26 protein-coding genes are annotated in these 24,925 nt (G+C 72.7%); 20 read left to right on the top strand and 6 right to left on the bottom strand.

The window, feature by feature from the left end; translation table 11 throughout:
- Positions 1 to 9: 9 nt before the first annotated feature.
- The gene (gene iolD, locus BF93_RS14060; protein WP_038373474.1) at positions 10 to 1,956 is read right to left on the bottom strand and encodes a 3D-(3,5/4)-trihydroxycyclohexane-1,2-dione acylhydrolase (decyclizing); all 1,947 of its coding nucleotides are present in this window, start codon (positions 1,954 to 1,956) and stop codon (positions 10 to 12) included.
- A gap of 487 nt (positions 1,957 to 2,443) precedes the next feature.
- Here iolD and BF93_RS14055 point away from each other — a divergent pair, with 487 nt between their 5' ends.
- The 17 genes from BF93_RS14055 (at position 2,444) to BF93_RS13975 (ending at position 18,449) form a co-directional block, all read left to right on the top strand.
- Positions 2,444 to 3,637 carry a Gfo/Idh/MocA family protein gene (locus BF93_RS14055; protein ID WP_038373473.1) on the top strand — a complete coding sequence of 398 codons (1,194 nt, stop codon included), beginning with the start codon at positions 2,444 to 2,446 and terminating at the stop codon, positions 3,635 to 3,637.
- 76 nt (positions 3,638 to 3,713) lie between these two features.
- Positions 3,714 to 4,718 carry a sugar phosphate isomerase/epimerase family protein gene (locus BF93_RS14050; RefSeq protein ID WP_038373472.1) on the top strand — a complete coding sequence of 335 codons (1,005 nt, stop codon included), beginning with the start codon at positions 3,714 to 3,716 and terminating at the stop codon, positions 4,716 to 4,718.
- Positions 4,719 to 4,834: 116 nt separating this feature from the next.
- Positions 4,835 to 5,224, top strand: coding sequence for a tautomerase family protein (locus BF93_RS14045; RefSeq protein ID WP_038373470.1), 390 nt, complete (start codon positions 4,835 to 4,837; stop codon positions 5,222 to 5,224).
- 101 nt (positions 5,225 to 5,325) lie between these two features.
- Entirely contained in the window at positions 5,326 to 6,348 is a 1,023-nt protein-coding gene (gene iolC, locus BF93_RS14040; protein ID WP_038373469.1) for a 5-dehydro-2-deoxygluconokinase, read from the top strand.
- Complete coding sequence (locus tag BF93_RS14035) at positions 6,345 to 7,235, top strand: Cgl0159 family (beta/alpha)8-fold protein (protein WP_038373467.1); 891 nt, start codon at positions 6,345 to 6,347, stop codon at positions 7,233 to 7,235. The genes iolC and BF93_RS14035 overlap by 4 nt, the downstream gene beginning before the upstream one ends.
- 14 nt (positions 7,236 to 7,249) lie before the next feature.
- Positions 7,250 to 8,125, top strand: a complete 876-nt coding sequence (gene iolB, locus BF93_RS14030; protein ID WP_038373465.1) for a 5-deoxy-glucuronate isomerase — start codon at positions 7,250 to 7,252, stop codon at positions 8,123 to 8,125.
- A 29-nt stretch (positions 8,126 to 8,154) separates the two neighbouring features.
- Positions 8,155 to 9,198, top strand: coding sequence for a Gfo/Idh/MocA family protein (locus tag BF93_RS14025; RefSeq protein ID WP_051486978.1), 1,044 nt, complete (start codon positions 8,155 to 8,157; stop codon positions 9,196 to 9,198).
- Between the two features lie 31 nt (positions 9,199 to 9,229).
- Positions 9,230 to 10,195: a sugar phosphate isomerase/epimerase family protein gene (locus tag BF93_RS14020; protein WP_038373463.1), complete on the top strand. Its 966-nt coding sequence runs from the start codon at positions 9,230 to 9,232 to the stop codon at positions 10,193 to 10,195.
- Between the two features lie 57 nt (positions 10,196 to 10,252).
- Positions 10,253 to 11,800 (top strand): sugar porter family MFS transporter, encoded by a 1,548-nt coding sequence (locus BF93_RS14015; RefSeq protein ID WP_415749464.1) that lies wholly within the window; start codon positions 10,253 to 10,255, stop codon positions 11,798 to 11,800.
- Positions 11,801 to 11,880: 80 nt separating this feature from the next.
- Positions 11,881 to 12,891 carry an inositol 2-dehydrogenase gene (gene iolG / locus BF93_RS14010; protein ID WP_038373460.1) on the top strand — a complete coding sequence of 337 codons (1,011 nt, stop codon included), beginning with the start codon at positions 11,881 to 11,883 and terminating at the stop codon, positions 12,889 to 12,891.
- A 31-nt stretch (positions 12,892 to 12,922) separates the two neighbouring features.
- Positions 12,923 to 13,711 carry a TIM barrel protein gene (locus BF93_RS14005; RefSeq protein WP_038373458.1) on the top strand — a complete coding sequence of 263 codons (789 nt, stop codon included), beginning with the start codon at positions 12,923 to 12,925 and terminating at the stop codon, positions 13,709 to 13,711.
- 93 nt (positions 13,712 to 13,804) lie between these two features.
- Positions 13,805 to 14,560 carry a GntR family transcriptional regulator gene (locus tag BF93_RS14000; RefSeq protein ID WP_051486977.1) on the top strand — a complete coding sequence of 252 codons (756 nt, stop codon included), beginning with the start codon at positions 13,805 to 13,807 and terminating at the stop codon, positions 14,558 to 14,560.
- Between the two features lie 57 nt (positions 14,561 to 14,617).
- Positions 14,618 to 15,355 carry a glutamine amidotransferase gene (locus tag BF93_RS13995; protein ID WP_038373456.1) on the top strand — a complete coding sequence of 246 codons (738 nt, stop codon included), beginning with the start codon at positions 14,618 to 14,620 and terminating at the stop codon, positions 15,353 to 15,355.
- Positions 15,356 to 15,438: 83 nt separating this feature from the next.
- Positions 15,439 to 16,341 carry a GH25 family lysozyme gene (locus tag BF93_RS13990; RefSeq protein WP_038373455.1) on the top strand — a complete coding sequence of 301 codons (903 nt, stop codon included), beginning with the start codon at positions 15,439 to 15,441 and terminating at the stop codon, positions 16,339 to 16,341.
- A 35-nt stretch (positions 16,342 to 16,376) separates the two neighbouring features.
- Positions 16,377 to 17,624, top strand: a complete 1,248-nt coding sequence (locus BF93_RS13985) for a hypothetical protein (protein WP_038373454.1) — start codon at positions 16,377 to 16,379, stop codon at positions 17,622 to 17,624.
- A gap of 17 nt (positions 17,625 to 17,641) precedes the next feature.
- Complete coding sequence (locus BF93_RS13980) at positions 17,642 to 18,145, top strand: GNAT family N-acetyltransferase (protein WP_038373452.1); 504 nt, start codon at positions 17,642 to 17,644, stop codon at positions 18,143 to 18,145.
- A 55-nt stretch (positions 18,146 to 18,200) separates the two neighbouring features.
- Entirely contained in the window at positions 18,201 to 18,449 is a 249-nt protein-coding gene (locus BF93_RS13975) for a toxin-antitoxin system YwqK family antitoxin (protein ID WP_038373450.1), read from the top strand.
- Positions 18,450 to 18,456: 7 nt separating this feature from the next.
- Here the strand turns inward: BF93_RS13975 and BF93_RS19095 are convergent, their stop codons facing one another.
- The 5 genes from BF93_RS19095 to BF93_RS13950 all read right to left on the bottom strand — a co-directional run bounded on the left by BF93_RS19095 (position 18,457) and on the right by BF93_RS13950 (position 21,607).
- On the bottom strand, positions 18,457 to 18,921 hold the full coding sequence (locus tag BF93_RS19095) for an SRPBCC family protein (protein WP_051486976.1): 465 nt from the start codon (positions 18,919 to 18,921) through the stop codon (positions 18,457 to 18,459).
- 129 nt (positions 18,922 to 19,050) lie between these two features.
- On the bottom strand, positions 19,051 to 19,767 hold the full coding sequence (locus BF93_RS13965) for a DsbA family protein (protein ID WP_051486975.1): 717 nt from the start codon (positions 19,765 to 19,767) through the stop codon (positions 19,051 to 19,053).
- Between the two features lie 39 nt (positions 19,768 to 19,806).
- The gene (locus tag BF93_RS13960; protein ID WP_038373449.1) at positions 19,807 to 20,307 is read right to left on the bottom strand and encodes a GNAT family N-acetyltransferase; all 501 of its coding nucleotides are present in this window, start codon (positions 20,305 to 20,307) and stop codon (positions 19,807 to 19,809) included.
- Positions 20,304 to 20,819 (bottom strand): pyridoxamine 5'-phosphate oxidase, encoded by a 516-nt coding sequence (gene pdxH / locus BF93_RS13955; protein WP_232226448.1) that lies wholly within the window; start codon positions 20,817 to 20,819, stop codon positions 20,304 to 20,306. The genes BF93_RS13960 and pdxH overlap by 4 nt, the downstream gene beginning before the upstream one ends.
- Positions 20,820 to 21,031: 212 nt before the next feature.
- Entirely contained in the window at positions 21,032 to 21,607 is a 576-nt protein-coding gene (locus BF93_RS13950) for an HAD family hydrolase (protein ID WP_198025439.1), read from the bottom strand.
- A 48-nt stretch (positions 21,608 to 21,655) separates the two neighbouring features.
- Between BF93_RS13950 and BF93_RS13945 the strand changes: the two genes are divergently transcribed.
- The 3 genes from BF93_RS13945 to BF93_RS13935 all read left to right on the top strand — a co-directional run bounded on the left by BF93_RS13945 (position 21,656) and on the right by BF93_RS13935 (position 24,771).
- Positions 21,656 to 22,186: a GNAT family N-acetyltransferase gene (locus tag BF93_RS13945; RefSeq protein WP_038373448.1), complete on the top strand. Its 531-nt coding sequence runs from the start codon at positions 21,656 to 21,658 to the stop codon at positions 22,184 to 22,186.
- Positions 22,187 to 22,279: 93 nt separating this feature from the next.
- Positions 22,280 to 23,497 (top strand): acetyl-CoA C-acetyltransferase, encoded by a 1,218-nt coding sequence (locus BF93_RS13940; protein ID WP_038373446.1) that lies wholly within the window; start codon positions 22,280 to 22,282, stop codon positions 23,495 to 23,497.
- Positions 23,497 to 24,771, top strand: a complete 1,275-nt coding sequence (locus BF93_RS13935) for an acyl-CoA dehydrogenase family protein (RefSeq protein WP_084148565.1) — start codon at positions 23,497 to 23,499, stop codon at positions 24,769 to 24,771. The genes BF93_RS13940 and BF93_RS13935 overlap by 1 nt, the downstream gene beginning before the upstream one ends.
- The last annotated feature ends 154 nt before the right edge of the window (positions 24,772 to 24,925 follow it).

Here is a 24,925-nt window from a genome sequence, read left to right as displayed (position 1 = left end):
CGGGTGAGCTCAGAGGTAGTGGCGCTGCGGGGCCTTGGCGGCCTCGTACACCGCGGAGGCCTGCTGCGTGGACTCCAGGCGCGAGACCTGGGAGACGGGCACGTCCCACCAGCCGGTGCCGGGCGGGTTCGGGCCGTAGAGGTTCGTGTTCACGACGATCGCGGTGGCCTGCGCGGAGGCCTCCGCCCGGCGGTAGGCGCCGCGGAAGTCCTCGGTGGAGGAGACCTCCTGCACCTCGATGCCGTAGCTGCGGATGTTCGCGGCGATGTCCATCGGCAGCTTGGGGCCGTCGAGCTGGCCGGACTCCTTCGAGCGCATCCGGTACTTCGTGCCGAAGCGCTGCGAGCCGTGGGACTCCGAGAGGGCGCCGATGGAGGACCAGCCGTGGTTCTGGAGGATCACGAGGATGACCTTGACGTCCTCGGCGACGATGGTCGCGATCTCCTGCGGGGCCATCTGGAAGGTGCCGTCGCCGATGATGGCGACGACCTCGCTGTCCGGGGCGGCCATCTTCGCGCCGAGGGAGGCGGGCAGCTCGTAGCCCATGCACGAGTAGCCGTACTCGAGGTGGTACTGCAGCGGGGACTTCGCGCGCCACAGGGCCTGCAGGTCCCCGGGCATGGAGCCGGCGGCGTTGATGACGATGTCCTCATCACCCATCATCTCGTTCAGGGCGCCGAAGATCTCCGTCTGCGCGGGCAGCTCCTGGTCGTGCGGGGCGAAGCAGGGGGCGACCAGCGCGTCCCAGTCCGCGCGCAGCGCCGCGGCCCGCTCGCGCTGCTGCGCGGGGGCCTGCCAGCCCGCGAGCGCCCCGGTGAGGGCCTCGAGGCCGGCGCGGGCATCGGCCACCAGCATCTGCGCGGAGTGCTTGGCGGCGTCGAAGGACTTCACGTTGAGGTTCACGAAGCGGACGTCGGGCTCGCGGAAGGCGGTGTGCGAGGCGGTGGTGAAGTCCGTGTAGCGGGTGCCGACGCCGATCACCACGTCGGCCGTCGCGGCCAGCTCGTTGGCGGCGTCGTTGCCGGTCGCGCCCACGCCGCCGATGCACAGCTCGTGGTCGTCGCGCAGGGCGCCCTTGCCGGCCTGGGTGTCCAGCACGGGGATCCCCGTGGCCTCGGCGAAGGCCTGCAGGGCCGCGCTCGCCTCGGAGTAGATGACGCCGCCGCCGGCGATGACGACGGGGCGCCGTGCGGAGCGGATGACCTCGACCGCCCGCTCGAGGGCGGCGGGCTCGGGGATGGGCCGGCCCACGTGCCAGGTGCGCTCGCGGAAGAACTCGAGCGGCCAGTCGTGGGCCTCGGCCTGCACGTCCTGGGGCAGGCACAGGGTGACGGCGCCGGTCTCGGCGGGGTCGGTGAGGACCCGCATCGCCGCCAGGGCGCTGGGGATCAGCTGCTCGGGCCGCCAGATGCGGTCGAAGTAGCGCGAGACGGGGCGGAAGGCGTCGTTGACGGTGACGTCCATGGCGCGCTCGTCCTCGAGCTGCTGGAGGACCGGGTCCACCGCGCGGTTGGCGAAGACGTCGCTGGGCAGGATGAGGACGGGGATGCGGTCGATGGTCGCGAGCGCCGCTCCGGTGACCATGTTGGTCGAGCCGGGGCCGATGGAGGCGGTGCAGGTCATCGTCTGCAGGCGGTTGCGGGTCCGGGCGTAGGCGACGGCCGTGTGCACCATGTTCTGCTCGTTGCGCGCCTGGTAGTAGGGCATGTGCGCCTCGTCGTCGCCGCCGTCCCCGGCGGCGGGCTCGAGCTGGTTCTGCAGCAGGGCCTGGCCGAGGCCGGCCACGTTGCCGTGGCCGAAGATGCCGAAGGTGCCCGCGATCAGCCGATGGCGCTGGCCATCGCGCTCGCTGTACTGTGCGCCGAGGAACCGGACGAGGGCCTGGCCGACGGTGAGTCGGACGGTGCGAGGGGCATCCGTGCCGGTGCGCCCGCTGGAGCCGCTGTGCTCGCTCAATGCTGCCTCCGGGAGTGGGTCGGCGCCGAGAGCGAGGTCGCCTCGGCGGTGAGTGCGTCGGATCCCAGCATGCCGAGCGCCGCCCCCACTTGTCAACACTTTGTCTGGACAAGAAATCTCCGATGATGTGCCTGCGGACCCTTCCATCGCGGCGATAGCACGTGCTAACGTCCTCGACAGAGCCCGCCAGGCAGGCTTCTGGAGGCATCCGGGGCCCGCATGACCGGACAATTGGGAAGGCATTGTCGCCTCAGGCCCGCGGCGGTGACCCCGGCTCCCTCCCGTCCGGAGCGGCCCCGCCCTCGCCTCGCCCCATCCCGGATCGTCCTGTCCGGCCCTCCGGCAGGTCCTCCCCTCCGGCCGGTCCTGACCTCCGGCCGGCCGACCCTCCGGCCGATCCGGCCGACCCTCCGCCCCGACAGGGCCCCGATCCGGGGCCGCCCGCTCCGTCCGCACATCGCCGTTCCGCACCGAGAGGACGCCCCTCATGACCGCATCCCCCATCTCCGTCGCCGTGATCGGCGCCGGCATGGCCGGCCGCACCCACGCCAACGCCTGGCGCCAGGCCGGCACCGTCTACGACCTGGGCCTGCCGCCCGTGCGCCTGGCCGCGATCGCCGATGCGCACCTGCCCTTCGCGGAGGACGCCGCCGCCCGCTACGGCTACGAGAAGGCCGTGGGGGACTGGCGCGCCGTCGCCGAGGACCCCACGATCGACGTCGTCTCCATCGTGGTCGGCAACGCCCTGCACCGCGAGATCGCGGTCGCCCTGGCCGAGGCCGGCAAGCACGTGCTGTGCGAGAAGCCGCTGGCGGGCACCCTCGAGGACGCGGCCGCCATGGCCGAGGTCGAGGCCGCGCACCCCGAGCTGGTCCTGGCCACCGGCTTCACCTTCCGCCGCAATCCCTCCGTCGCGCAGCTCGCCCGGCTCGTCGCCGACGGCGCGCTCGGCACCATCAGCCACCTCGACGCCCGCTACCACTGCGACTACGGGGCGGACCCGCTGGTCCCCATCGCCTGGCGGTACAAGGGGCCGATGGGCACCGGCGCCCTGGGCGACATCGGCAGCCACCTGGTGGACACCGCCGAGCTCATCGGCGGGCCCATCGCCTCCGTCTCCGGCGCCGTGCTCGTGACGACGATCCCCGAGCGCCCCGTGGCGGGCGCCGCCGTCGCCGGCGGCCGCGGCGTCACCGCGAGCGCCGAGGACCCGACCGAGCCGGTCGAGAACGACGACGTCGCCACCTTCACCGCCCATTTCGCCTCCGGGGCGGCCGGCACCTTCTCCTGCTCGCGGGTCGCCTTCGGCCGCCCCAACCAGATGGAGATCGGCGTCAGCGGCACCCGCGGCAGCGCCTCCTGGGACCTGGCCCGCGCCGGCGAGATCCAGCTGGCCGACGCCTCCAGCCCCGCGGGTCTGGGCGGCTTCCGCCAGGTCCTCGCGAACCCGGGCTTCCCCTACTTCGCGAACGGCTCCTCCATGGCCTTCGCCGGGGTGGGCCTGAACCAGATCGAGCAGTTCACCTACCAGGCCCACGCCTTCCTCCAGCAGGTCGCCGGCATCACCGAGGGCGCCCTGCCGCCCTGCGCGAGCTTCGCCGACGGCTACCGCGAGATGCGCATCCTCGACGCCGTCGCCCGCTCCGCCGCCGCCGGCGGCGCCGCGATCGACGTGGCCTGATCGCCCCGCCCCATCGGCCCCGCCCCATCGGCCCCCGCCCCGTCGGCCCCAGTCCCCTTTGATCCCAGGAGACACCATGTCCCTCACCTACGGCGCCTACACCGCCTGCCTGCAGGACCGCACGCTCGAGGAGGCCCTCGACGTCCTCGCCGGAGTCGGCCTGACCGGCGCGGAGGTCAACACCGGCGGCTTCATCCCCTCGCCGCACGCCCCCGTGGACCTGCTGCTCACCAGCGACCGCGCCCGCCGCGACTACCTGCGGATCTTCGCCGACCGCGGGATGGAGCTGACCGGGCTCACCGCCTCCGGCAACCCGCTGTCCGCGCTGCCCACCGAGGGCCTCGGCCACGCCGAGTCCCTGCGCCGCACCATCGAGCTCGCCGGCCTGCTGGGCGTGCGCGAGGTGGTCGCCATGTCCGGCACCCCCGGCTCGGACCCCGGGGCGCGGTACCCCTCGTGGGTCGTGAACCCGTGGAACGGGATCGATCTCGAGGTCCTCGCGTACCAGTGGTCGGTCGCCGTGCCCTTCTGGAAGGAGATCGACGCCCTCGCCCGCGCGCGGGACGTGCAGGTGTGCCTCGAGATGCACCCGCGCAACCTCGTCTTCTCCCCGCTGACATTCGAGCGCTTCCTCGCGGAGGTCGAGCCCACACACATCGGCGTGAACCTCGACCCCTCGCACCTGTTCTGGCAGCAGATGGACCCGGTCGCCTGCATCGAGCGCCTGGGAGGGCACATCCGCCACGTCCACGCCAAGGACACCGCCGTGCTGCCGGGCGCCGCCGTGCGGGGCGTGCTGGACACCGCCTTCGGGCCCGTCCCCGAGGACCCGGCCGCCCGCGTGCCCACCGGCATCGGCCATTTCTGCGCGAGCTGGCCGGCAGACCCGGCCTGGCGCTTCGTCGCCCTCGGCGAGGGGCACGACGTGGACTACTGGGCCCGATTCCTCGCGGCGCTCGCCGCGGTGGACCCGGACCTGCACGTGAACATCGAGCACGAGGACGCCGCCTTCGGCCGCATCGAGGGCATCGAGCGCGGCGCCCGCACCCTCCTCGCCGCCGCAGCCGCCGCCGGCGTCTGACCCCCCCCCACCGGGGCGATCGCCCCGCCCGGCCCGCCGCGATCCACCCATCCGCCCCGCCCGACCCAGCCGTCACCGCACCGACCCGGCCCGCGCCGGAGATCCAGGAGAGACCCATGCCGCTCGTCCGCATCACCCTGCAGGAGGGCCGCAGCGCCGCCGAGCTGCGGCGCCTGGCCGACATCGTCCAGGACGTCATGCTCGAGCACTTCGCGGCGCCGCCCGGCGACCGCTACCAGATCCTCGAGCAGCTGCCGGTGGGCTCGATCATCGCCGAGGACACGGGCCTCGGGATCGAGCGCAGCGAGGGCGTCACCATCATCCACATCACCCAGCAGGGCCGCGGCGACGCGCAGAAGCAGGCGGTCTACGCCGCGCTCGCCGAGCGGCTGGGGGAGGCCGGGCTGGTCCGCCCCGAGGATCTCATCGTCTCGGTGGTGGAGAACGGCCGGGAGGACTGGTCCTTCGGGCACGGCCGCGCCCAGTTCCTCACCGGCGAGCTCTAGGCCCGACCGAACTTTCCCCCAGCTTTGTATGGACAAATGCTCGACCGGGTGCGAACATGAGTGCAGCACCGGGACCACGAGGCAGAGAGGCATCCGATCCCATGGCAGCAGAACTCGACATCATCACCTTCGGTCGCAGCGGGGTGGACCTGTACCCGCTGGCCGTCGGCACCGGCCTGGAGGACGTCCACAGCTTCGGCAAGTTCCTCGGCGGCAGCCCGGCGAACGTCGCCGTCGCCGCGGCCCGGCTGGGGCACGCCCCGGCCCTGATCAGCGGCGTGGGGGACGATCCCTTCGGCCGGTACGTGAAGCAGGAGCTGGTCCGCCTGGGCGTCAGCGATCGCTTCGTCGTCACCGATCCGGTGCTGAAGACCCCGATCACCTTCTGCGAGATCTACCCGCCGGACGACTTCCCGCTGTACTTCTACCGCAAGCCCAGCGCCCCGGACCTGCAGGTCACCCCGGAGGACCTCGACCTCGCGGCGATCGGCGAGGTGCCGCTGTTCTGGTTCTCCGGCACGGGCCTGTCCGAGGAGCCCAGCCGCTCGGCCCACCACGCCGCGCTGCAGGCCCGCGGCCGCACCCGCCACACGGTCTTCGACCTCGACTACCGGCCGATGTTCTGGTCCTCCCCGGAGGAGGCCCGCGAGCAGTACCGCGAGGCGCTCCAGTACGCGACGGTCGCCGTCGGCAACCGCGAGGAGTGCGAGGTCGCCGTCGGCGAGACCGAGCCCGAGCGCGCGGCCGATGCGCTGCTGGAGGCCGGCGTGGAGATCGCGATCGTCAAGCAGGGCCCCAAGGGCGTGCTCGGCAAGACCCGCGACGAGCGCGTCGAGGTCGCCCCGAACATGATCCAGGTGATCAACGGCCTGGGCGCCGGGGACAGCTTCGGCGGCTCCCTGTGCCACGGCCTGCTCACCGGCCAGGGCCTCGAGGAGACGCTCACCCGCTGCAACGCCGCGGGCGCCATCGTCACCAGCCGCCTGGAGTGCTCCACCGCCATGCCCACCACCGAGGAGATCGACCTGCTCATCGCGGGCGGCGATCCCAACGGCGGCCGCACCATCGAGCAGATGCTCTCCGACATCCGCGCCCGCGGCACCGAGCAGGAGGCCCGCGCGTGAGCACCGACGCCTTCGCCACCAGCTACGACGAGGTCACCGAGGTCCGGGTCCACGATCCGGGCCGGATCGCCCGCCTCGCCGCCGCCCGCTCGCGCCGCACCGTCGCGGACACCGACGGCAACATGCTCATCGTCGCGGCGGACCACCCCGCCCGCGGCGCCCTCTCGGCGGGGACCCGGGCCGATGCCATGGCCAGCCGCACCGAGCTGCTGGACCGCATGCGCGAGGCCCTCTCGGTGCCCGGCGTGGACGGCGTACTCGGCACTGCCGACATCCTCGAGGACCTGCTGCTCCTGGGGGCGCTCGAGGACAAGATCGTCTTCGCCTCGATGAACCGCGGCGGCCTGCAGGGCGGCTCCTGGGAGATCGAGGACCGATTCACGGCCTACGACGCCCCGGCCATCGCCGCCTCCGGCTTCGACGGCGGCAAGATGCTCACCCGCATCGACGTCGACGACGACCGCACCTCCCTCACCCTGGAGTGGTCCGCCGACGCCATCACCGATCTCGCCCGCCACGAGCTGATCGCCATGATCGAGCCGTTCATCTCCACCCGGAAGGGCGGCAAGGTCGTCAACGACCTCAGCCCCGAGGCGGTCATCCGCTCGATCCACATCGCCCAGGGGCTGGGCGCCACCAGCGCCTACACCTGGCTGAAGCTGCCGGCGGTGGCCGACATGGAGCGCGTCATGGACGCGACCACCCTGCCCTCGCTGATCCTGGGCGGGGACCCGGTGGGCGCCGATCCCGACGCGGTGCGCGCCACCTGGCGCGCGGCCCTGGCCCGCCCCAACGTGCGCGGCCTCGTCGTCGGGCGCACCCTGCTGTACCCCGCGGACGACGACGTCACCGGCGCCGTCCGCACCGCCGCCGAGATGATCCGCTGAGGGAAGGACACGCGATGAACGATCTGCACATCCCTGCCGGCACCTCCGCCGAGGGCGCCTTCGACACCGTCATCGCCCCCGGGGTCCGCGAGGGCTGGGTGCACACCGGCCTGCGCATCCTCGCGCTCGCGCCGGGCGCCTCCGAGACCTGGACCGCCGCGGGCGTCGAGGTCATGCTCGTCCCCCTCCAGGGCGCCTGCGAGGTCGCCGTCGGCGGGCAGTCCCATGCCCTGCGGGGCCGGGCCGACGTCTTCGCCGGCCCCACCGACGTGCTCTACGCCCCCGAGGGCTCCGAGCTCACCGTCACCAGCGAGGGCGGCGGGCGGTTCGCGCTCGCCACCGCCGCGGTCCCGGCCGGGCAGGGGAGCGGCCACCCCGTCGCGCTGATCCGCGCGGAGGACGTCCCCGTGGAGATCCGCGGCGGCGGGAGCATGACCCGCCAGGTGCGCAACTTCGGGACCGTCGGCGCCTTCGACGCCTGCGACAAGCTCATAGCCTGCGAGGTGGTCACCCCCGGCGGCAACTGGTCCAGCTACCCCGCGCACAAGCACGACGAGACCACCGAGACCGAGTCGGAGCTGGAGGAGATCTACTACTACGAGATCCAGGCCGCCCCCGACGGCGGCCCCGGCTTCGGATTCCACCAGACCTCCTCCACGGACCCGCAGCGCCCCGTCGACGTGCTCGCCGAGGTCCGCTCCCGGGACACGGTGCTCGTGCCCCACGGCTGGCACGGCCCCTGCGCCGCCGCCCCCGGCCACGACATGTACTACCTCAACGTGATGGCCGGGCCCGCCCCCGAGCGGGCCTGGAACATCACCGACCATCCGGAGCAGACCTGGGTGCGCGGCACCTGGGAGGCCGCCGGTCCCGACCCGCGCCTGGCCTGAGCGCCGGCATCTCGAAGGAGAGACGAACCATGAGCAGCACCGACACCGCCCCCGCGCTCCCCGCCGACGTCCGCGTCGGCGTGATCGGCGTGGGGCAGATGGGCGCCGACCACGTCGAGCGCATCGCCCGCCGCATCAAGGGCGCCCGCGTCGCGGTGGTCACCGACTACTTCCGCGACAAGGCCCAGCAGATCGCCGACTCCGTGCCCGGCTGCCGTGTCGCGGAGAGCCCCGAGGAGCTCATCGCGGCCGATGACGTCGACGCCGTCCTCATCGCCAGCCCCGGCGCGTTCCACAAGGACCAGGCCATCGCCTGCATCGAGGCCGGCAAGGCCGTGCTGTGCGAGAAGCCCCTGGCGATGAACCCCGAGGACGCCTACGCGGTCGTCGAGGCGGAGAAGGCCTCCGGCGGCCAGTACGTCTCCCTCGGCTTCATGCGCCGCTTCGACCGGGAATACGCCGAGCTCAAGGACGCCATCGACTCCGGCGAGCTGGGCGAGATCAGCATCCTCAACTGCAAGCACCGCAACGCCACCACGCTGCCGGGATTCGTGGACTCGATGATGGTCTACGACTCGGCGGTCCACGAGATCGACGCCATCCACTACTTCCTCGACGAGCCGATCCGGGAGGTCCAGGCGATCCTGCCGGTCCCCGGCCCGCGCGCCGCCGAGGGACAGCACGACCCGATGCTGCTGCTGTTCCGCACCGCGTCCGGCCGCATCGTCACCGACGAGCTGTACGTGAACACCGACTCCGGCTACGAGGTGCGCACCGAGGTCCTGGGCTCCCAGGGCATCGCCACCATCGGCACGGAGGTCCATCGCGTCACCACCCAGAAGCCCGGCGGCCAGTGGGGCGGCAGCATCCCGGCCGACTTCCGCCCCCGCTTCATCGACGCCTACGACGCCGAGGTCCAGGCCTGGGTCGCCGCGGTCGCGGACGGCACGAACATCGCCGCCCGGTCCGCCCGGGCCTGGGACGGCTACCTCGCCGCCGCGACCTGCGAGGCCGCGGAGAAGGCCCTCACCGCGGGCACCTTCGTCCCCGTCACCGTGCGCCCCCGCCCCTGAGGGCGGGCCTGTTCGACCGGAAGGAGGAGACATGCAGCTCGGAATGGTCACCGACTCGCTCGGGCATCTGCCCTTCGAGGAGATGCTCGACGTCTGCGTCGAGCTCGGCATCACCCATGTCGAGCTCCCGGTCGGCGGCTGGTCCACCGCGCCGCACTGCGACCTGGAGCAGCTGCTCTCCGACCCCGCTGCCCTGGACCGCTTCACCACGGCGATCCGCGATCGTGGCCTCGTGATCAGCGCGTTCAACGCCAATGGCAACCAGCTGCACCCCGTCACAGGTGCTGAGGGCGACCGCGTCCTGCGCGGAGCCGTCGAGCTCGCCCATCGTCTCGAGGTCGACACCGTGGTCTGCATGTCCGGACTTCCCGGCGGCGCACCGGGGGATCGCACGCCGAACTGGGTGACGACCTCCTGGCCTCCGGAGACGCAGGCGGTTCTGGAGTACCAGTGGAATGACGTCGCACTGCCCTATTGGGAGGAGATGGCTCGCTTCGGAGCCGGGCGCGGCGTCCGGTTCGCCGTCGAGATGCACGGTGCCCAGCTCGTGCACGGAGCTCGTACCCTTCTGCGTCTGCGAGAGGCGATCGGCCCGCAGATCGGCGCGAACCTCGATCCTTCCCATCCGATGTGGCAGGGCGCTGACCCTCGAGCCCTCATCGGGGCGCTGGACGGTGCCATCCACCATGTCCACGCGAAGGACGTCCGGCTGAACCCTCGGATCGTCGAGGTGGACGGCGTCCTGGACACCACCCCTGTGGATCGTCCGCAGGACCGAGCCTGGAACTTCGTGACCCTCGGGCTCGGCGCCGAGGGCGGCGCCCGCTTCTGGGGCCAGCTGCTCTCGGACCTGCGCGCCGCCGGCTACGACGGAGTCCTGTCCATCGAGCATGAGGACATCCATATCGACGCTGTCGAGGGGCTGCGACAGACGGTCGCCCTCCTGGTCGGCGTCATGCCCGTGGCGGCCCCGTCCTGGCGGCCCGCCGCGATCTGAAACCTTCCGCACCGTCACCGGCTGCGGACCGCTCCGCCGCAGAGATCGACCTGCGGCCTGACGGTCAACCCCGAAAATGACAAAGGAGTCATCATGTCCGATCATGAACCACGCTCGGCGGAGACGCAGCTTCCGCCGCTCGGGACGGGTCCGTTCCGGGCCCGCCTCGGCCAGATCTCTGTGATCGCCTGCTTCGGCGGTCTGCTCTTCGGCTATGACACTGGCGTCGCCAACGGCGCCGAGGGGCCGATGGCCCAGGAGCTCGGGCTCAGCCTGATCCAGCTGGGCATCGTCATCAGCTCCCTCGTGTTCGCCGCGGCTGTCGGCGCCCTCATCGGCGGCAAGGTGTCCGACATCATCGGCCGCCGCCGCAGCATCATCATCATGTCGGTGCTGTTCTTCACCGGAACCCTGCTCGTGGTCCTGTCCCCGGGCGGGCCCGAGCTCGGCACCCATTCGGACGTCGGCTACGGGACGCTCGTCGCCGGACGCATCATGCTGGGTCTGGCCGTCGGCGCCGCCTCCACCGTCGTGCCCGTCTACCTGGCCGAGCTCGCCCCCTACGAGATCCGCGGCTCGATCACCGGCCGCAATGAGCTGGCGATCGTCTCCGGTCAGCTCGCGGCCTTCGTCATGAACTACGTCATCGCGGCGACGCTCGGCGATCACATCGTCGGGATCTGGCGCGTCATGTTCGCGATGTGCGCACTGCCGGCGATCGCCCTGTTCATCGGCATGCTGCGGATGCCCGAGTCCCCGCGCTGGCTGGTGGAGAAGCGACGCCACGACGAGGCGCTCGCGGTGCTCATGACCGTCCGTTCCGAGGAGCGCGCCCGGGCCGAGCTCGGCGAGGTCGAGCAGGTCGCGGAGGAGGAGGCCGCCGAGGCCAAGGTGGGCCTGCCGGGTCTGCTGTCCAACAAGTTCCTCATCGGCATCGTGCTCATCGGCATCGGCGTGAGCATGACCCAGCAGCTCACCGGCATCAACTCGATCATGTACTACGGCACCCGCGTCCTGAAGGAGTCGGGCATGACCGAGTCCCAGGCCACGCTCGCGAACATCGCCTTCGGTGTGGTCGCCGTCATCGGCGGCATCATCGCCCTGCGCAACATGGATCGCCTGGATCGGCGCGTCACCTTCCTCATCGGCCTCTCCCTGACGACGACGTTCCACTGCCTGGTCGGCATCGCCTCCGTGGTCCTGCCCGAGGGTGCCGCCCTGCGACCCATCGTGATCCTCGTCCTCGTGGTCGGGTTCGTGTTCTCGATGCAGACCTTCCTGAACGTGGCGGTCTGGGTGTGGCTCGCGGAGATCTTCCCGCTGCACATGCGAGGCCTCGGCATCGGCATCTCGGTGTTCTTCGGCTGGTTCACCAACGGCCTGCTCGCGCTGTTCTTCCCCACCCTGGTGGAGAACATCGGGATCACCGGATCGTTCTTCATCTTCGCCGCGATCGGCGTGGTCGCGCTCACCTTCGTCTGGCGCTTCGTGCCGGAGACCCGCGGCGTCTCCCTCGAGAAGCTCGAGGAGGACGTCACCACCGGAGAGATCCACATCCTCACCCGGAAGAAGCGCATCGTCACTGCGATCGTCAAGAAGCCCTGATCCCTCCGACCGCACCACCTTCACGCCGAGGGGCCGGTACATCGCCGGCCCCTCGGGCACCCCCTCGAAAGGACCCGACCATGGCGCAGGCTCCCCTCCGCATCGGACTCATCGGCACCGGACGGATCGGCCAGGTCCATGCCACGAACATCGCGGCGGATCCCGGCTCAGAGCTGACACTCGTGGCCGATCCCTTCGTCGACGGCGCGACGGCCACCGCGGCCCGCTGCGGCGGTACCGCAACGGGCGATCCTGCAGACGTGTTCCGCCCCGGCGCGGTGGACGCGGTCATCATCGCCTCGCCGACGCCGACCCATGTGGACCTCATCGCCGCCGCGGTCGAGGCCGGGCTGCCCGTGCTGTGCGAGAAGCCGATCGACCTGGACATCGCCCGGGTCGAGGCGCTGCGGCCGGTGGTCGCAGGTGCGGGGGTGCCCGTGGCGATCGGCTTCAACCGCCGCTTCGACGCGCACTTCCTGGCCGCCCGCGACCGCGTGGCGGCCGGCGAGATCGGTGACCTGGAGCAGCTGACCATCGTCAGCCGGGACCCTGCTGCGCCGCCGGCGGAGTACGTCGGCGTCTCCGGCGGGATCTTCCGGGACATGACCATCCACGACCTCGATATGGCACGCTTCTTCCTTCCGGACATCGCGGAGGTCAGCGCCGTGGGCACGGTCATGTTCGATGCGGGCGCCCGGGAGCACGGCGACGCCGACACCGCAGTCACCACGCTGCGGGCGTCCACCGGCGCGATCGTCACCATCGTGAACTCCCGCCACAGCGCCGTCGGCTACGACCAGCGCATCGAGGCCTTCGGCGGAAAGGGCATGCTTCAGGTCGCCAATGCCCCCAGCAGCCTGGTCAGCTTCTCCGGCGCGCAGAGCGTCGAAGCGAAGCCGCCCTATCAGGAGTTCTTCCTCGAGCGCTACTCCCAGGCCTACGCGAGCGAGCTCGCGGAGTTCCTCAAGCTGGCTCGTGGCGAGGAGTCTGCGAGCCCGACCTTCGACGACGGTCGCGCGGCGCTGCTGCTGGCCGATGCTGCGCAGCGCTCGGCCGACGAGGGTGCTCGCGTGCGCGTGGATCTGACCTGACCTGTCCGAGCGCCCGGAAGGAGCACGAACGATGACCTACCAGCTGGCCGCCTGCGCGGAGATGATCCACACCGATCTGCCGTTCGCGGAACGGGTTCGACGGATCCATGAACAGGGCTTCCAGGTGGAGATCTGGGACTGGAGCAGCAAGGACCTGGACGCCCTCGCCGCCACCGGCGCGACCTTCTCCTCGATGACCGGGTACCTGCGCGGCGACCTCACCACGGCCGAGGGCAGCGCGGAGCTGATCGCGACCGCCCGCGAGTCCCTGCGGGCGGCCGACGTCATCGACGCCCCGCGGCTGAACCTGCACGGCACCGGCCTGGACGCGCAGGGCCTGCCGGTGCGGCCCGGCCCGGACCCGAGCGGGGACGACTGGATCCGCGCGGCGGACACCCTGCGGCGCCTCGGCGACCTCGCGGCGGAGGCCGGGCGCACCTTCACCCTCGAGAACCTCAACCTCTCCGTCGACCACCCGGGGACGCCGTTCGCCCGCGCAGACGACACGATCCGGCTGGTCAGCGCGGTAGACCACCCCTCGGTGCGACTCAACCTGGACCTGTACCACGCACAGATCGGGGAGGGGAACCTCATCGAGCTGCTGCGTACGGCGCAGCCCTGGATCGGCGAGATCCAGGTCGCCGACGTGCCCGGCCGCTGCGAGCCCGGTACGGGGGAGATCCGCTACGAGGCGATCGCCGCCGCCCTGGTAGAGATGGGATACGAGGGCGTCGTCGGCATGGAGGCCTGGGCCAGCGGGGATCCGGACTCCGCGCTCGCCGCCTTCCGTGCGGCCTTCGCGGCAGGCCTCGCCGCCTGACATCAGGCCACCCCTCCCGAACCCGGGGAAGCGCTTGCGCAGTCCGGGGCGTATATTTGTCCTGACCATTGCACGCGTACGAAGGAGTCGCCGATGGCCGCCGCCGCGGAGCCGAGGTTCCAGCCCCAGATCACCGTGGACCGTTCCGCCTCCGCGCCGCTGTACCTGCAGCTGGCCGAGGGCATCGAGTCCGCCATCCGTTCCGGGGAGCTCGCCGCGGGGTCGCGCCTGGAGAACGAGCTGGAGCTGGCCGGCCGCCTGGGCCTCTCGCGCCCCACGGTGCGCCAGGGCATTCAGGAGCTCGTGGACAAGGGCCTGCTGGTGCGCAAGCGGGGCGTCGGCACCCAGGTGGTGGAGTCGCAGGTCAACCGGCCCGTGGCGCTCACGTCCCTGTACGACGACCTGGCCCGCGCCGGGAAGAGCCCCACGACCGAGGTCGTGGAGTACCGCATCGGCCGCCCCTCGGCGGAGGCCGCCGGCCGGCTGCTGCTCGAGCCGGGGGAGCTGGTCCTGGAGCTGATGCGGGTGCGCAGCGCGGACGGCGAGCCGCTCGCGGTCATGCGCAACACCCTGCCCGAGCGGATCGCCCCGACCCGCGACGAGCTCGTCGCCCAGGGCCTGTACGCGGCGCTGCGCGAGCGCGGCGTCGTCTCCGCGGTCGCGCACCAGCGCATCGGCGCGATCACGGCCGATGAGGAGCATGCCGCCCTGCTGGGCGAGAGCGTCGGCGCGCCGCTGCTGGTGATGGACCGCAAGTCCTTCGGCAACGACGGGGTCGTCATCGAGTACGGCCATCACGTCTACCGCGCCTCGCGCTACTCCTTCGAGGTCACGCTCGTGAACAGCTGAGGGCCCCGGCGGCCCGCGGTGGCGTCCGCCGCCCCGCGCGGGAACTAGGATCTGCTCGTGAGACCTTTCGTGCTGATCGCGACCCGGGCGGAGGACGACGCCGCCGACACCGAGTACGAGACCTTCTGCGCGCTCACGGGGCTGGCCCCGGAGCAGCTGCTGCGGGTCCGTCTCGAGCGCGACCCCATGCCCGAGCTCGACCTCGAGGAGATCTCCGGGATCATCCTCGGCGGCAGCCCGTACAACGCCTCCGACCCGGTGGAGTCCAAGTCCCCGGCGCAGCGGCGAGCGGAGGCGGAGCTGTCCGCCCTGATGGACCGCGTCATCGCGCAGGACGTGCCGCTGTTCGGCGCCTGCTACGGCGTCGGGGCGCTCGGCACTCACCAGGGAGCCGTCGTCGACCGCACCTTCGGGGAGAAGGCCGGCGCCATCACCGTGCACCTCACCGAGGAGGGCAGGGCCGATCCGCTGATCCGCGAGGCCGGCCTGGGCGAGGACTTCGTTGCCCTGGTGGGCCACAAGGAGGCCATCAGCGCCCTGCCGCCGCACGCCGTGCTGCTGGGCCGCGGGGACGCCTGCCCGGTGCAGATGTTCCGGGTCGGCACCCGGCAGTACGCCACCCAGTTCCATCCCGAGCTGGACTCGGAGGGGCTGGTGGTGCGCGCCGGGATCTACCGCGAGCACGGCTACTACGCGCCCGAGGAGTTCGACGAGCTGGCCGCGCAGGTCCGCGCCGTGAAGGCCGACGAGTCCTCGGCCCTGCTGGGGGCGTTCGCGCGGCTGTTCGCCCGCTGACCGCCCCGCCGCCGGCGGCGCGGTCCGATGCGCCCGCGTGCCGGTGACCGCGCGAGGCAGGCGCATTCCGTAGCATCCTGGGCATGCCCCGCTACTCGCGCGACCAGGTGCGGCGACGACGCCGCACCCTCGCCGGCTGCTGCGCGCTCCTGGTCATCGGCGTGCTCGTGCTGACGGTCTCCTGCACCATCCGGGCCGTCCGCGACGGCGATCCGGTCCCGCCGGAGGCCGCCGCCACCGCCGCCGTGCCCACCGCCGAGGTGCGCGTCGCGGACGCGGAGGCGATGACCGTCCCCGGCACCCCGGCCGATGCCCCCGCCCTCGCGCAGCTCCCCGAGGGCGCCGCGCTCGAGCAGGGCGAGGTGATGGGGATCGACGTCTCCTCCCATCAGGGCACCGTCGACTGGACCGCGGTCGCGGCGGACGGCTACGCCTTCACGTACATCAAGGCGACCGAGGGCAGCGGGTACACCGACCCGATGTTCGCGATCAACTGGGAGGGCGCGGGGGCCGCCGGGCTGACCCGCGGCGCCTACCACTACTTCACGCTGTGCTCCTCGGGCGCGGACCAGGCCCGCGACTTCCTCGCCGCCGCCCCGCCGGACGACGCCGCCCTGCCTCCGGCCCTGGACCTCGAGTTCGACGGCGCCTGCCAGGAGCGCCCGGAGGCGGACCAGGCCCAGGCCGAGATCGACGACTTCACCCGCATCGTCGAGGCCGCCTGGGGCCGGCGCGTGGTCGTCTACTCCTCGAGCCAGTGGCGCGCCCACTACGGGCTGCCGGTCGCCGATTCCCGCCCCGCCTGGCTGTTCGAGGACGACGGCCGGCCCGAGGACCCGGAATGGGCGATCTGGCAGCTGCGCTTCGACGGGACCGTAGGAGGCATCGGCCGCCCCACGGACGTGGACGTGCTGCGCATCGACGTGCTGCGCGAGCACAGCGTGCTCACCGACGAGGAGCGCACCCAGCTGGCCACGACGTCGTAGGTCGGCGTCGCCCCACCCGAAGAGAAGGCCCCGCGATGACCGATTCCCCGCCCGTGCTTCCCCCGGACGAGCTCATCTCCCGGCTCGTGCACGTCGCGACGATCCTGCGGGACGCTCCGTCACCCGAGGAGGATCTGCTGGCGCGCGCTCTCCGAGAGGCCGGCCTGTCCATCTCCGAGCTGCCCGACGATCCTCGGGACGGAGACCTCGACGAGGCGCCGGCGCGGCTGCGCTCGCGGGACGCGGCCCTTGTCGCGCTTCCCGCCACCGACGACCTCGCGGGCTTCGAGAAGCGGCTGCGCCGCGCCATGACCCGTCTCCTGGGGCGTCCCAGCGGAGGCGAACATCTGTGGGACGTCGGCTGTGGGGACCTGGGGCTGTCTATCTGGCTCAGGCGGGTGCGGTTGGTGCTGCGACCCCACGTCTCGTACGCCCAGCTCCGCGCGGCGGCAGTGGAGTGGCTCGATGGGGCTGACCTTCAGGCCTGGCTCATCGAGCACGGGCTCGCCCCGGCGGACATCTCGCCGTCCGACGGCATCTGGGACAGCCCCTCACGCCGACCGTTCCACGCCCGTGTGCAGTCGACTGAGGGACGCGCGACCGTGACGTTCTCCCTCGATCCTGGTGCACGGCCGCCGGGGGACCGCTCCGGATCGGACGATGAGCGGTTCGCGTCGACCCTCGAATACCTCGCGGAGGTCCTCGGGTACAGCGAGATCGAAGGCTTCTGGTACCGCGGATCGCGATCGTTCAGGATCTGGCGGCTGAAGTCCCGCTCCCGCAGCATCGAGTTCCTGCAGGCTCCTGCCGGAACCGTGCGCGGCGGGGCGAGCTCGTGGGAGATCCCCGCGGTGACCGATCCGGACCCCGAGCAGGCAGTGCCCCTGCTCTCGGGGATCGCCGAGCAGATCGGCGCGACGCCCACAGCCGCCGCCTCCGCTCTTGCCGCCGCCGGTCTGGTGGACTTCACCCCGCCCGAATCGACACCGCGCGGGATCGGACTGGTCGATCACCGGGGGCACCAGCTCGAGCTGCTCGTCGCGGACGGTCGGGTCGCGGGCGGCACGGTGCTCTGCGCCGGGACCCGCACCCGTCCCGAGGAGGTCGACGCGATCCTGAGCCGGCAGTACGGCCCCATCGTCGATCGAGAGCACGGACGCTCGCAGTGGCACTCCGGCGACCTGGAGGTCCACGCCTGGCACTCCTCGTCCTTCCAGCGCAACCGGCTCGAGCCGCGGCCGGTCCGGATCCAGCGACGCAGCGCGCCGACGCCCCCGGCGTAGGCGAGCATCATCCCGTCATGAACCTTCGCATCGAGCCCTGCACCGCCGCGGACCTGTCGCGCCTGCTCGCCGGGCCCGTCGACCCGATGTCGGCGGCGCACCACCGCGAGCGCTTCGCGCTGCAGGAATCCGGGGAGGCGACCTATCTCCTCGCCTGGCGCGGAGCGGAGAACGTGGGCCGGGCGACGCTCTACCACCGCTCGAAGTACGCGGCGGTCCGCGCGGCCGAGATCAACGCGCTGGAGGCGACGCCCCAGGGGCAGGGCATCGGCAGCGCGCTGATCGCCGCCGCCGAAGCGATCGCGGCCCGCCGCGGGCATGACGCGGTGGGCCTCGCCGTCGAACCGGGCAACCCGGCTGCGCGCCGGCTGTACGAGCGGCTCGGGTACGTCCCGTGGGGCCACGGGGAGGTCATCGACGTCTGGACCGAGCCGCGCCCGGGCGGGGACGTGGAGCACCGGGACCCCTGCGACTACCTCCGCAGGGCGCTGCCCCGTGAGGATCCCGCGCCCGCTCGGTAAGGTCGGGCGCATCGGCCCGCACATCGCGCGGCCGCACGAGGAGACGAGGTGGGCCATGACTCCGGGCGAGAAGAAGACGGAGATCATCGACGGCGTCACGATCATGTACCACGCGAACGGCACGACGGTGTGGTCGAAGGGGAAGCACGTCCACGGCAAGGAGTCCGGGTACTGGGAGTGGTACCGGATCGACGGCACCCTGAAGCGCTCCGGGCACTTCGACCAGGGCGAGCCGGTGGGGGAGTGGATCACCTACGACAGCCGCGGAGAGCCGTACAAGGTCACCGACCGCGGGTCCCGCTGAGCGGGGCTCAGCTCTCCTCGTCCGCGGCGCGGCGCGCGGCGGCGTCGCGGGCGATGCCGCCGCGCAGCTCCTCGAGCTCCCGGGTCCACCGCTCGAGCAGAGCCTGCCGCTCCGCGGAGCCGAGCAGGCGCTCCTGGTGGATGGCGATGGTGCAGCCGCCCGGCGCCTCCAGCAAGGTCACCTGGAAGACGGTCTCGTGGTCGAGCTGGGGAGGATGCCAGCGCAGCCGCACCCGGCGACCCACATGACAGCCGACCACCCGGCCGCGGATCTGCTCGCCGCGGCGCAGCGGCGCCCCGACCATCTGCGGGATCGAGTCCACCGCGAGCCAGGCGGGGAGCCAGTCCGACAGCAGGCGCTGCCACAGCTCCTCGGGGGCCGCGGGGACGGTGCGGCGCACGCCCAGCTCCCAGCCGGCGTTGAGGGTCAGCCCGGTGGGGCGGGAGCGGTCTGCCAGGGGGCCAGTGTCCATGGCTTCAATCTAGGAGGCCCCGAGCGCCCGGCGGGAGCCGCCGGGCGCACCTGTCCTCGAGCCGACCGGCGGCGTTCCCTGCCCGCTCAGCTCGCGGCCCCCGGGACGTCACCTGGGGGCGCCGCGGCCTCACTCGCCGACGATCGCGTGCAGCAGCTCGTCCTCGACGGTGTAGTCGCCGGAGAACTGCTCGCCGTCGATGTACACCGTCGGGGTCCCGGGGATGCGGTCGGTGGCTTCCGGACCCACGACCTCGTTGATCCACGGCAGGTAGGTCTCCGCGGTGATGCAGGAGACCGTCTCCTCGCCCGCGCCCAGACCGTGCGCGGTCTCCGCGAGATCCTCGCTGCTCAGCGCGGGGCCGTCGGCCTGGGCCTCGAACAGGGCGGTGGACATCTCCCAGAACAGGCCCGGATCCTCGTCATGCACGCAGGTCGCCGCGTTGGCGGCCCGCTCGGAGTAGCCGGCGGAGGAGGCGTTCAGCATCGGCAGCGGGTGGATCCGCAGGTCGATGGTGCCGTCCTCGGCGAGCATGCGCAGGTCCTCGTCGTTGATGCGGGAGAACTCGGCGCAGTGCGGGCAGGAGTAGTCCAGGTACACCTCGACGGTGAGGGAGGAGTCGCTGCCCAGCTGCAGGGACGTGCCGTCGGCGGCGACCCCGGCCGGTGCCTGCACGCCGGGGGAGGGGGCGGGGCCGTCGGGCCCCGGCGCTCCGTCGCCGTCGCGCAGCATGACGTAGCTGCCCAGGCCGACGGCGCCGAGCACGAGGCCGCCCAGCAGGAGCACCGCGCAGACCGCGGCGATGATGATGACCGGCGCCTTCGACCGGGCAGGGGCTGCGGGCATGGGAGGGGTCCTCTCGTCGGGCGGCGTCGGGGGAGGCGGTCAGCGCACCATGCGGATCTCGGCCAGGTCCTCGAGGGCGGGGTCGGTCTTGCGGGCCCCGTCCGCGCGGAACCCCATCTTCTCGTAGAAGCGGCGGGCGCGGGGATTGCGCTCGGCGACCCACAGGCTCGCGGGGGAGGAGCCGATCAGCGGCTCCAGGAGCGCCGCCCCCGTGCCGGTGCCGTACCAGGGCGAGAGGACGTACAGCGCCTGGACCTCCAGCGCGCGCACCGGCGGGTCATCGCCCGTCGGGCCGACCAGCGCGAAGCCGATCGCGGTGCCCTGCGCGTCGCGGCCGATCCGCACCCTCTGCGCGAGGCGCTCGGGGTGCCAGCGGGTGATCAGCTCCCAGGTCCGCAGCCGATGCGCCCGCGCCTCCGCGTCGAAGAACCGCGGCGGCAGCAGCGCGCCGTAGGCCTCGCGCCAGCCCGTGACGTGGACGCCGGCGAGCGCGGCGGCATCGGCCGGCCGGGGCAGGTCGATCCGGGCCGGACCGCTCACGGCGCCAGGCGGGTGCGCTGCCAGGATCCCGGGGACCCCTCGACGAGGTCGTAGACGATCCGGTCGTGCAGGCGGTGGGCGCGCCCCTGCCAGAACTCCAGGCGGTCCGGGACCACGCGCAGCCCGCCCCAGTGCGGCGGGCGGGGCACCTCGCGGCCCGCGAACCGCGCCTGCGCCTCCGCATACACGGCATCGAGCGTCTCGCGGTCGGCGACGGCCTCCGACTGCTGGGACGCCCAGGCGGCGACCTGGGACTCGCGCGGCCGGCTCGCGAAGTACTCGTCGGCCTGCGCGTCCTCGACGCGCTCCACGGTCCCGTCCACGCGGACCTGCCGCTGCAGCGCGTACCAGGGGAAGAGCAGGGAGGCGGCGGGCGTCGTGAGCGCCTGGCGGCCCTTGGCGGAGCGCAGGTTCGTGTAGACGACGAAGCCCCGTGGGTCGTGGCCCTTCAGCAGCAGGGTGCGCGAGCGCGGCCGCGGTCCCGCTGCGGTGACCTCGACGGTCGAGAGCACCACGGCCGCCGGCTCCGAGAGGTCCCCGGTCTCCTCGCGGCGGGGGGAGGGGGCCGCNNNNCGCCGGGGAGCCACACCTCGAACAGCTCCATCGGATCGGCGGGAGCGGAGTCGGCGAGGGTCCCGGCGAGGTAGTCGGTGCGCTCGCCGGGCAGGCGGCCGGCGGCGCGCGGTGCGGGGGTCGGGGGATCGAGATCGGCCATGGCCCGATCCTAGGCTCGTGCCTGCGACGCGGGGGAGGCGGGGGCCGGGTCCGCGCCGCCGCGCTCGGCCTCCAGCGCGAGCAGCAGCGGCAGCAGCTCGCTCGGCTGCGCGATGGTGCGGTCGGGGCGCTCCTCGGGGGCGGCCGGCTCGCGGGGATAGCGGGGCGTCCAGGCCATGTGCACGCTGGTGATGCCCAGGCGGTTGGCGCCGGCCACGTCGCGGGCGAGGTTGTTGCCGACCATCACGCAGCGCCCGGCGTCCTCGGGGCGCAGGCCCAGAGATCCCAGGGCGGCGAGGAACATGCGCGCGCTGGGCTTCTCGTGGCGGACGGTCTCCGAGCAGGTGAGCGTCTCGAACAGGTCATGGAGGCCGCAGGCGGTCAGCAGGTTCTCGAAGGAGGCGACGCGGCCGTCGGCCACCAGGGCGATGCGGAAGCCGGCGGCGGCGATGTCGCGCACCATCGCGACCGCGCCGGGGATCGGCGCGCCCGAGAGCACGATGCCGTCCTCGCCGTGGACCTCGGTGCCCTCGTCGATGATGGTGTCTCCGCAGTCCAGCAGGATGATCAGGGCTCGTGGGGTCACCGGATCCATCCTAGGCGGGTCGAGGGGGCGGGGTGCCAGGATGAGGCCATGGACGAGCCTGCCCTCCCCGCCCGCCTCGAGACGCCCCGCCTGGTGCTGCGGCCCTGGCGGGCGGGGGAGGCGCCGATCCAGCGGCGGCTGTGGCAGGAGCGGGACCCGCGGGTCCCGGCCGCGCGGCGCATCGACGCCCAGGGGCGTCCCACCCTCGCGGACCTCGAGGCGTCGATCGCCCGCGGGCCGCAGCCGCCCGCGCCGGGGCTGCTCGCGATCGAGCGCCGCGCGGAGGGCGACGTGATCGGGTACTGCGGGCTCATCCGGGGCGGGCACGCGCCGGCCGACGCCCCGGAGATCGCCTACGAGCTGCTGCGCAGCGCCCAGGGGCACGGGTACGCGACCGAGGCGGGACGCGCCGTGGTCGCCGTCGCCCGCGAGGCCGGGCACCCGCGACTGTGGGCGAGCGTGCGGGTCTGGAACACGGCCTCGCGGCGGGTGCTGGAGAAGCTCGGCTTCACGGAGCAGGGGATCATCGCCCGCGATGCGGTCCACGGCGACACCCTCCTCACCGGGCTCGCGCTCTGAGCGGCCGGTCGATGTACCCGAAACTCCGGGTATCACGAACGGCCGGTATCGGGTAGCCTGAGCGCAGTCACGCCGCCTGTCGAAGGAGACCCCGTGCCCGAGGCCGTCATCGTCGCCGCACACCGTTCGCCCATCGGCCGCGCCCGCAAGGGATCGCTGGCCGCCGTCCGCCCCGACGACCTCGCCGGGCAGATGGTCCGTGCGGCCCTGGACCAGGTGCCCCAGCTCGAGGCCTCCGGCATCGACGACCTCCAGCTGGGCTGCGCCATCCCCGAGGCCTACCAGGGCGGGAACCTGGCCCGCACGGTCGCGGTCGCGCAGGGCCTGGACACCGTCCCCGGGGCGACCGTCACCCGGTTCTGCGCCTCCTCGATCGAGACCACCCGCAGCGCCTTCCACGCCATCCGCGCCGGCGAGGCGCACGCGATCATCTCCGCCGGCGTCGAATCGCTGTCCTTCAGCACCGGGAAGCTGCAGGACGAGGACACCCGCAACCCCGTCTTCGAACAGGCCTGGACCCGCTCCGCCGGCCGGGCCGAGCGCAGCATCCCCGCCCCCTGGCACGACCCGCGCGAGGACGGCGAGCTGCCCGACCCGTACATCCTCATGGGCCAGACGGCCGAGAACGTCGCCGAGCTGCGCGGCATCTCCCGCGAGGCGCAGGACGCCTACGCCGTCGAGTCCCAGCGCCGCGCCCAGGACGCCATCGCCTCCGGGTTCTTCTCCCGCGACATCACCCCCGTCACCGCGCCCGACGGCACCGTCGTGCGCGCCGACGACTCCCCGCGCGCCGGCGTCACCCTCGAGGGCGTCGCCGGCCTCGACCCCGTCTTCCGCCCGGACGGCACCGTCACCGCCGGCAACTGCTGCCCGCTGTCCGACGGCGCCGCCGCGCTGATCGTCATGTCCGATGTGCGGGCGCGGGAGCTGGGCATCACCCCGCTCGCGCGGATCCTCGCCACCGGCGTCAGCGGCATCAGCCCCGAGATCATGGGCCTGGGGCCCGTCGAGGCGACCCGCCGCGCCCTCGCGCTCGCCGGCATGGGCATCGGCGACGTCGACCTCGTCGAGCTCAACGAGGCCTTCGCCGCCCAGGTCATCCCCTCCGCGGAGGACCTCGGCATCGACCCCGACCGGCTCAACGTCCACGGCGGCGCGATCGCGCTGGGCCACCCCTGGGGCCAGACCGGCGCCCGCATGACCACCACGCTGATCCACGGCCTGCAGGAGCGCGACGCGAGCATCGGCCTGGCGACCCTGTGCGTCGGCGGCGGCCAGGGCATGGCCCTGATCCTGGAGAGGATGTCCTGATGACCGACGCACCGCGCACCGCCGCGCCGACCGGGGAGAGCCGCGCCGTGATCCGCGACCTCGAGGCGACCGCGACGACGCCCGCCCAGCTCCTGCCCGCCGAGGCCGACCACTACGCCCTGTTCCAGGACGTGTCCGGCCCCGAGCTCGAGGCCTGGGCCGCCGCCCGCTCCCTCGCGGCCGACGTCCTGCCGATCATCAACGACGCGTGGGAGAGGGCCGAGTACCCGATGCACCTCATCGGCCGCCTCGGAGAGCTGGACCTGCTGGTCGACGGCCTCGACGTGCCCGGGCACCGGGCCCTCAGCCCGCTCGGCGCGGGCCTGGTGAACATGGAGCTCAGCCGCATCGACGGCAGCGTCGGCACCATGGTCGGCGTGCAGGGCGGCCTCGCCCTCCGCTCCATCGTCCTGCTCGGGTCGCCGGAGCAGAAGGCCCGCTGGACCGAGCCGCTGGTCACCGGCGCCGAGTACGGCGCCTTCGCCCTCACCGAGCCCGACCACGGCTCCGACTCCGTCTCGCTGGAGACCACCGCCCGCCGCGACGGCGACTCCTGGGTGATCACCGGGCAGAAGCGGTGGATCGGCAACGGGGTCGGCGGGCACGTCTCCGTGGTCTGGGCCCGCGTCGAGGACCCCTCCGACGAGACGCTCGACGGACAGGTCAGCGGCTTCCTCGTGCGGCAGGACCTGCCCGGCTACACGGCGGAGATGATCCGCGGGAAGGTCTCCCTGCGCGCCATCCACCAGGCCCACATCACCCTGGACGGGGTGCGCGTGGGCCTCGAGGACCGCCTGCCCGGCGCCCGCTCCTTCAAAGACACCTCGAAGGTCCTGTTCGCGACCCGCGCGGGCGTGGCCTGGGGCGCGCTCGGCCACGCGACCGCCTGCTACGAGGCGGCGCTCGAGCACGCCACCACCCGCATCCAGTTCGGACGGCCGCTGGCGAAGGCGCAGCACGTGCAGGTGCGCCTGGCGGACATGCTCGGCACCCTCACCGCCATGCAGCTGACCTGCGTGCGCATCGCCCAGCTCGAGGCCGAGGGACGGATCCGCCCCGAGCAGGCGTCGCTGGCGAAGGTGCAGAACACCCGCGCCGCCCGGGAGATCGCCGCGAACGCCCGCGACCTCCTCGGCGGCTCCGGCATCCTGCTCGAGAACCACGTCGTCCGCCACATGGCCGACATCGAGGCGCTGCACACCTATGAGGGCACCGACACCGTGCAGTCCCTCATCGTCGGCCGCAGCGTCACCGGCACCAGCGCCTTCGTCTGAGACCTCCGGATCCTCGCGGCCCGACCCGGCTCGTTCACGGCGTCGGGTCGCGACACGCCGAGGAGACGTGTACTGGCCGATGAATTCTGTCGATTTGACACGCTCGATAGGCTCTGGACACGTCCTCCCACCTCATCGATGGGGGTGTGCACTT

The sequence above is a fragment of the Brachybacterium phenoliresistens genome (assembly GCF_000576425.1).
In the GTDB taxonomy this organism is placed as follows: domain Bacteria; phylum Actinomycetota; class Actinomycetes; order Actinomycetales; family Dermabacteraceae; genus Brachybacterium; species Brachybacterium phenoliresistens.
Note: the sequence above shows the minus strand (reverse complement) of the source record. Positions and strands in the feature narration are given on the sequence as shown.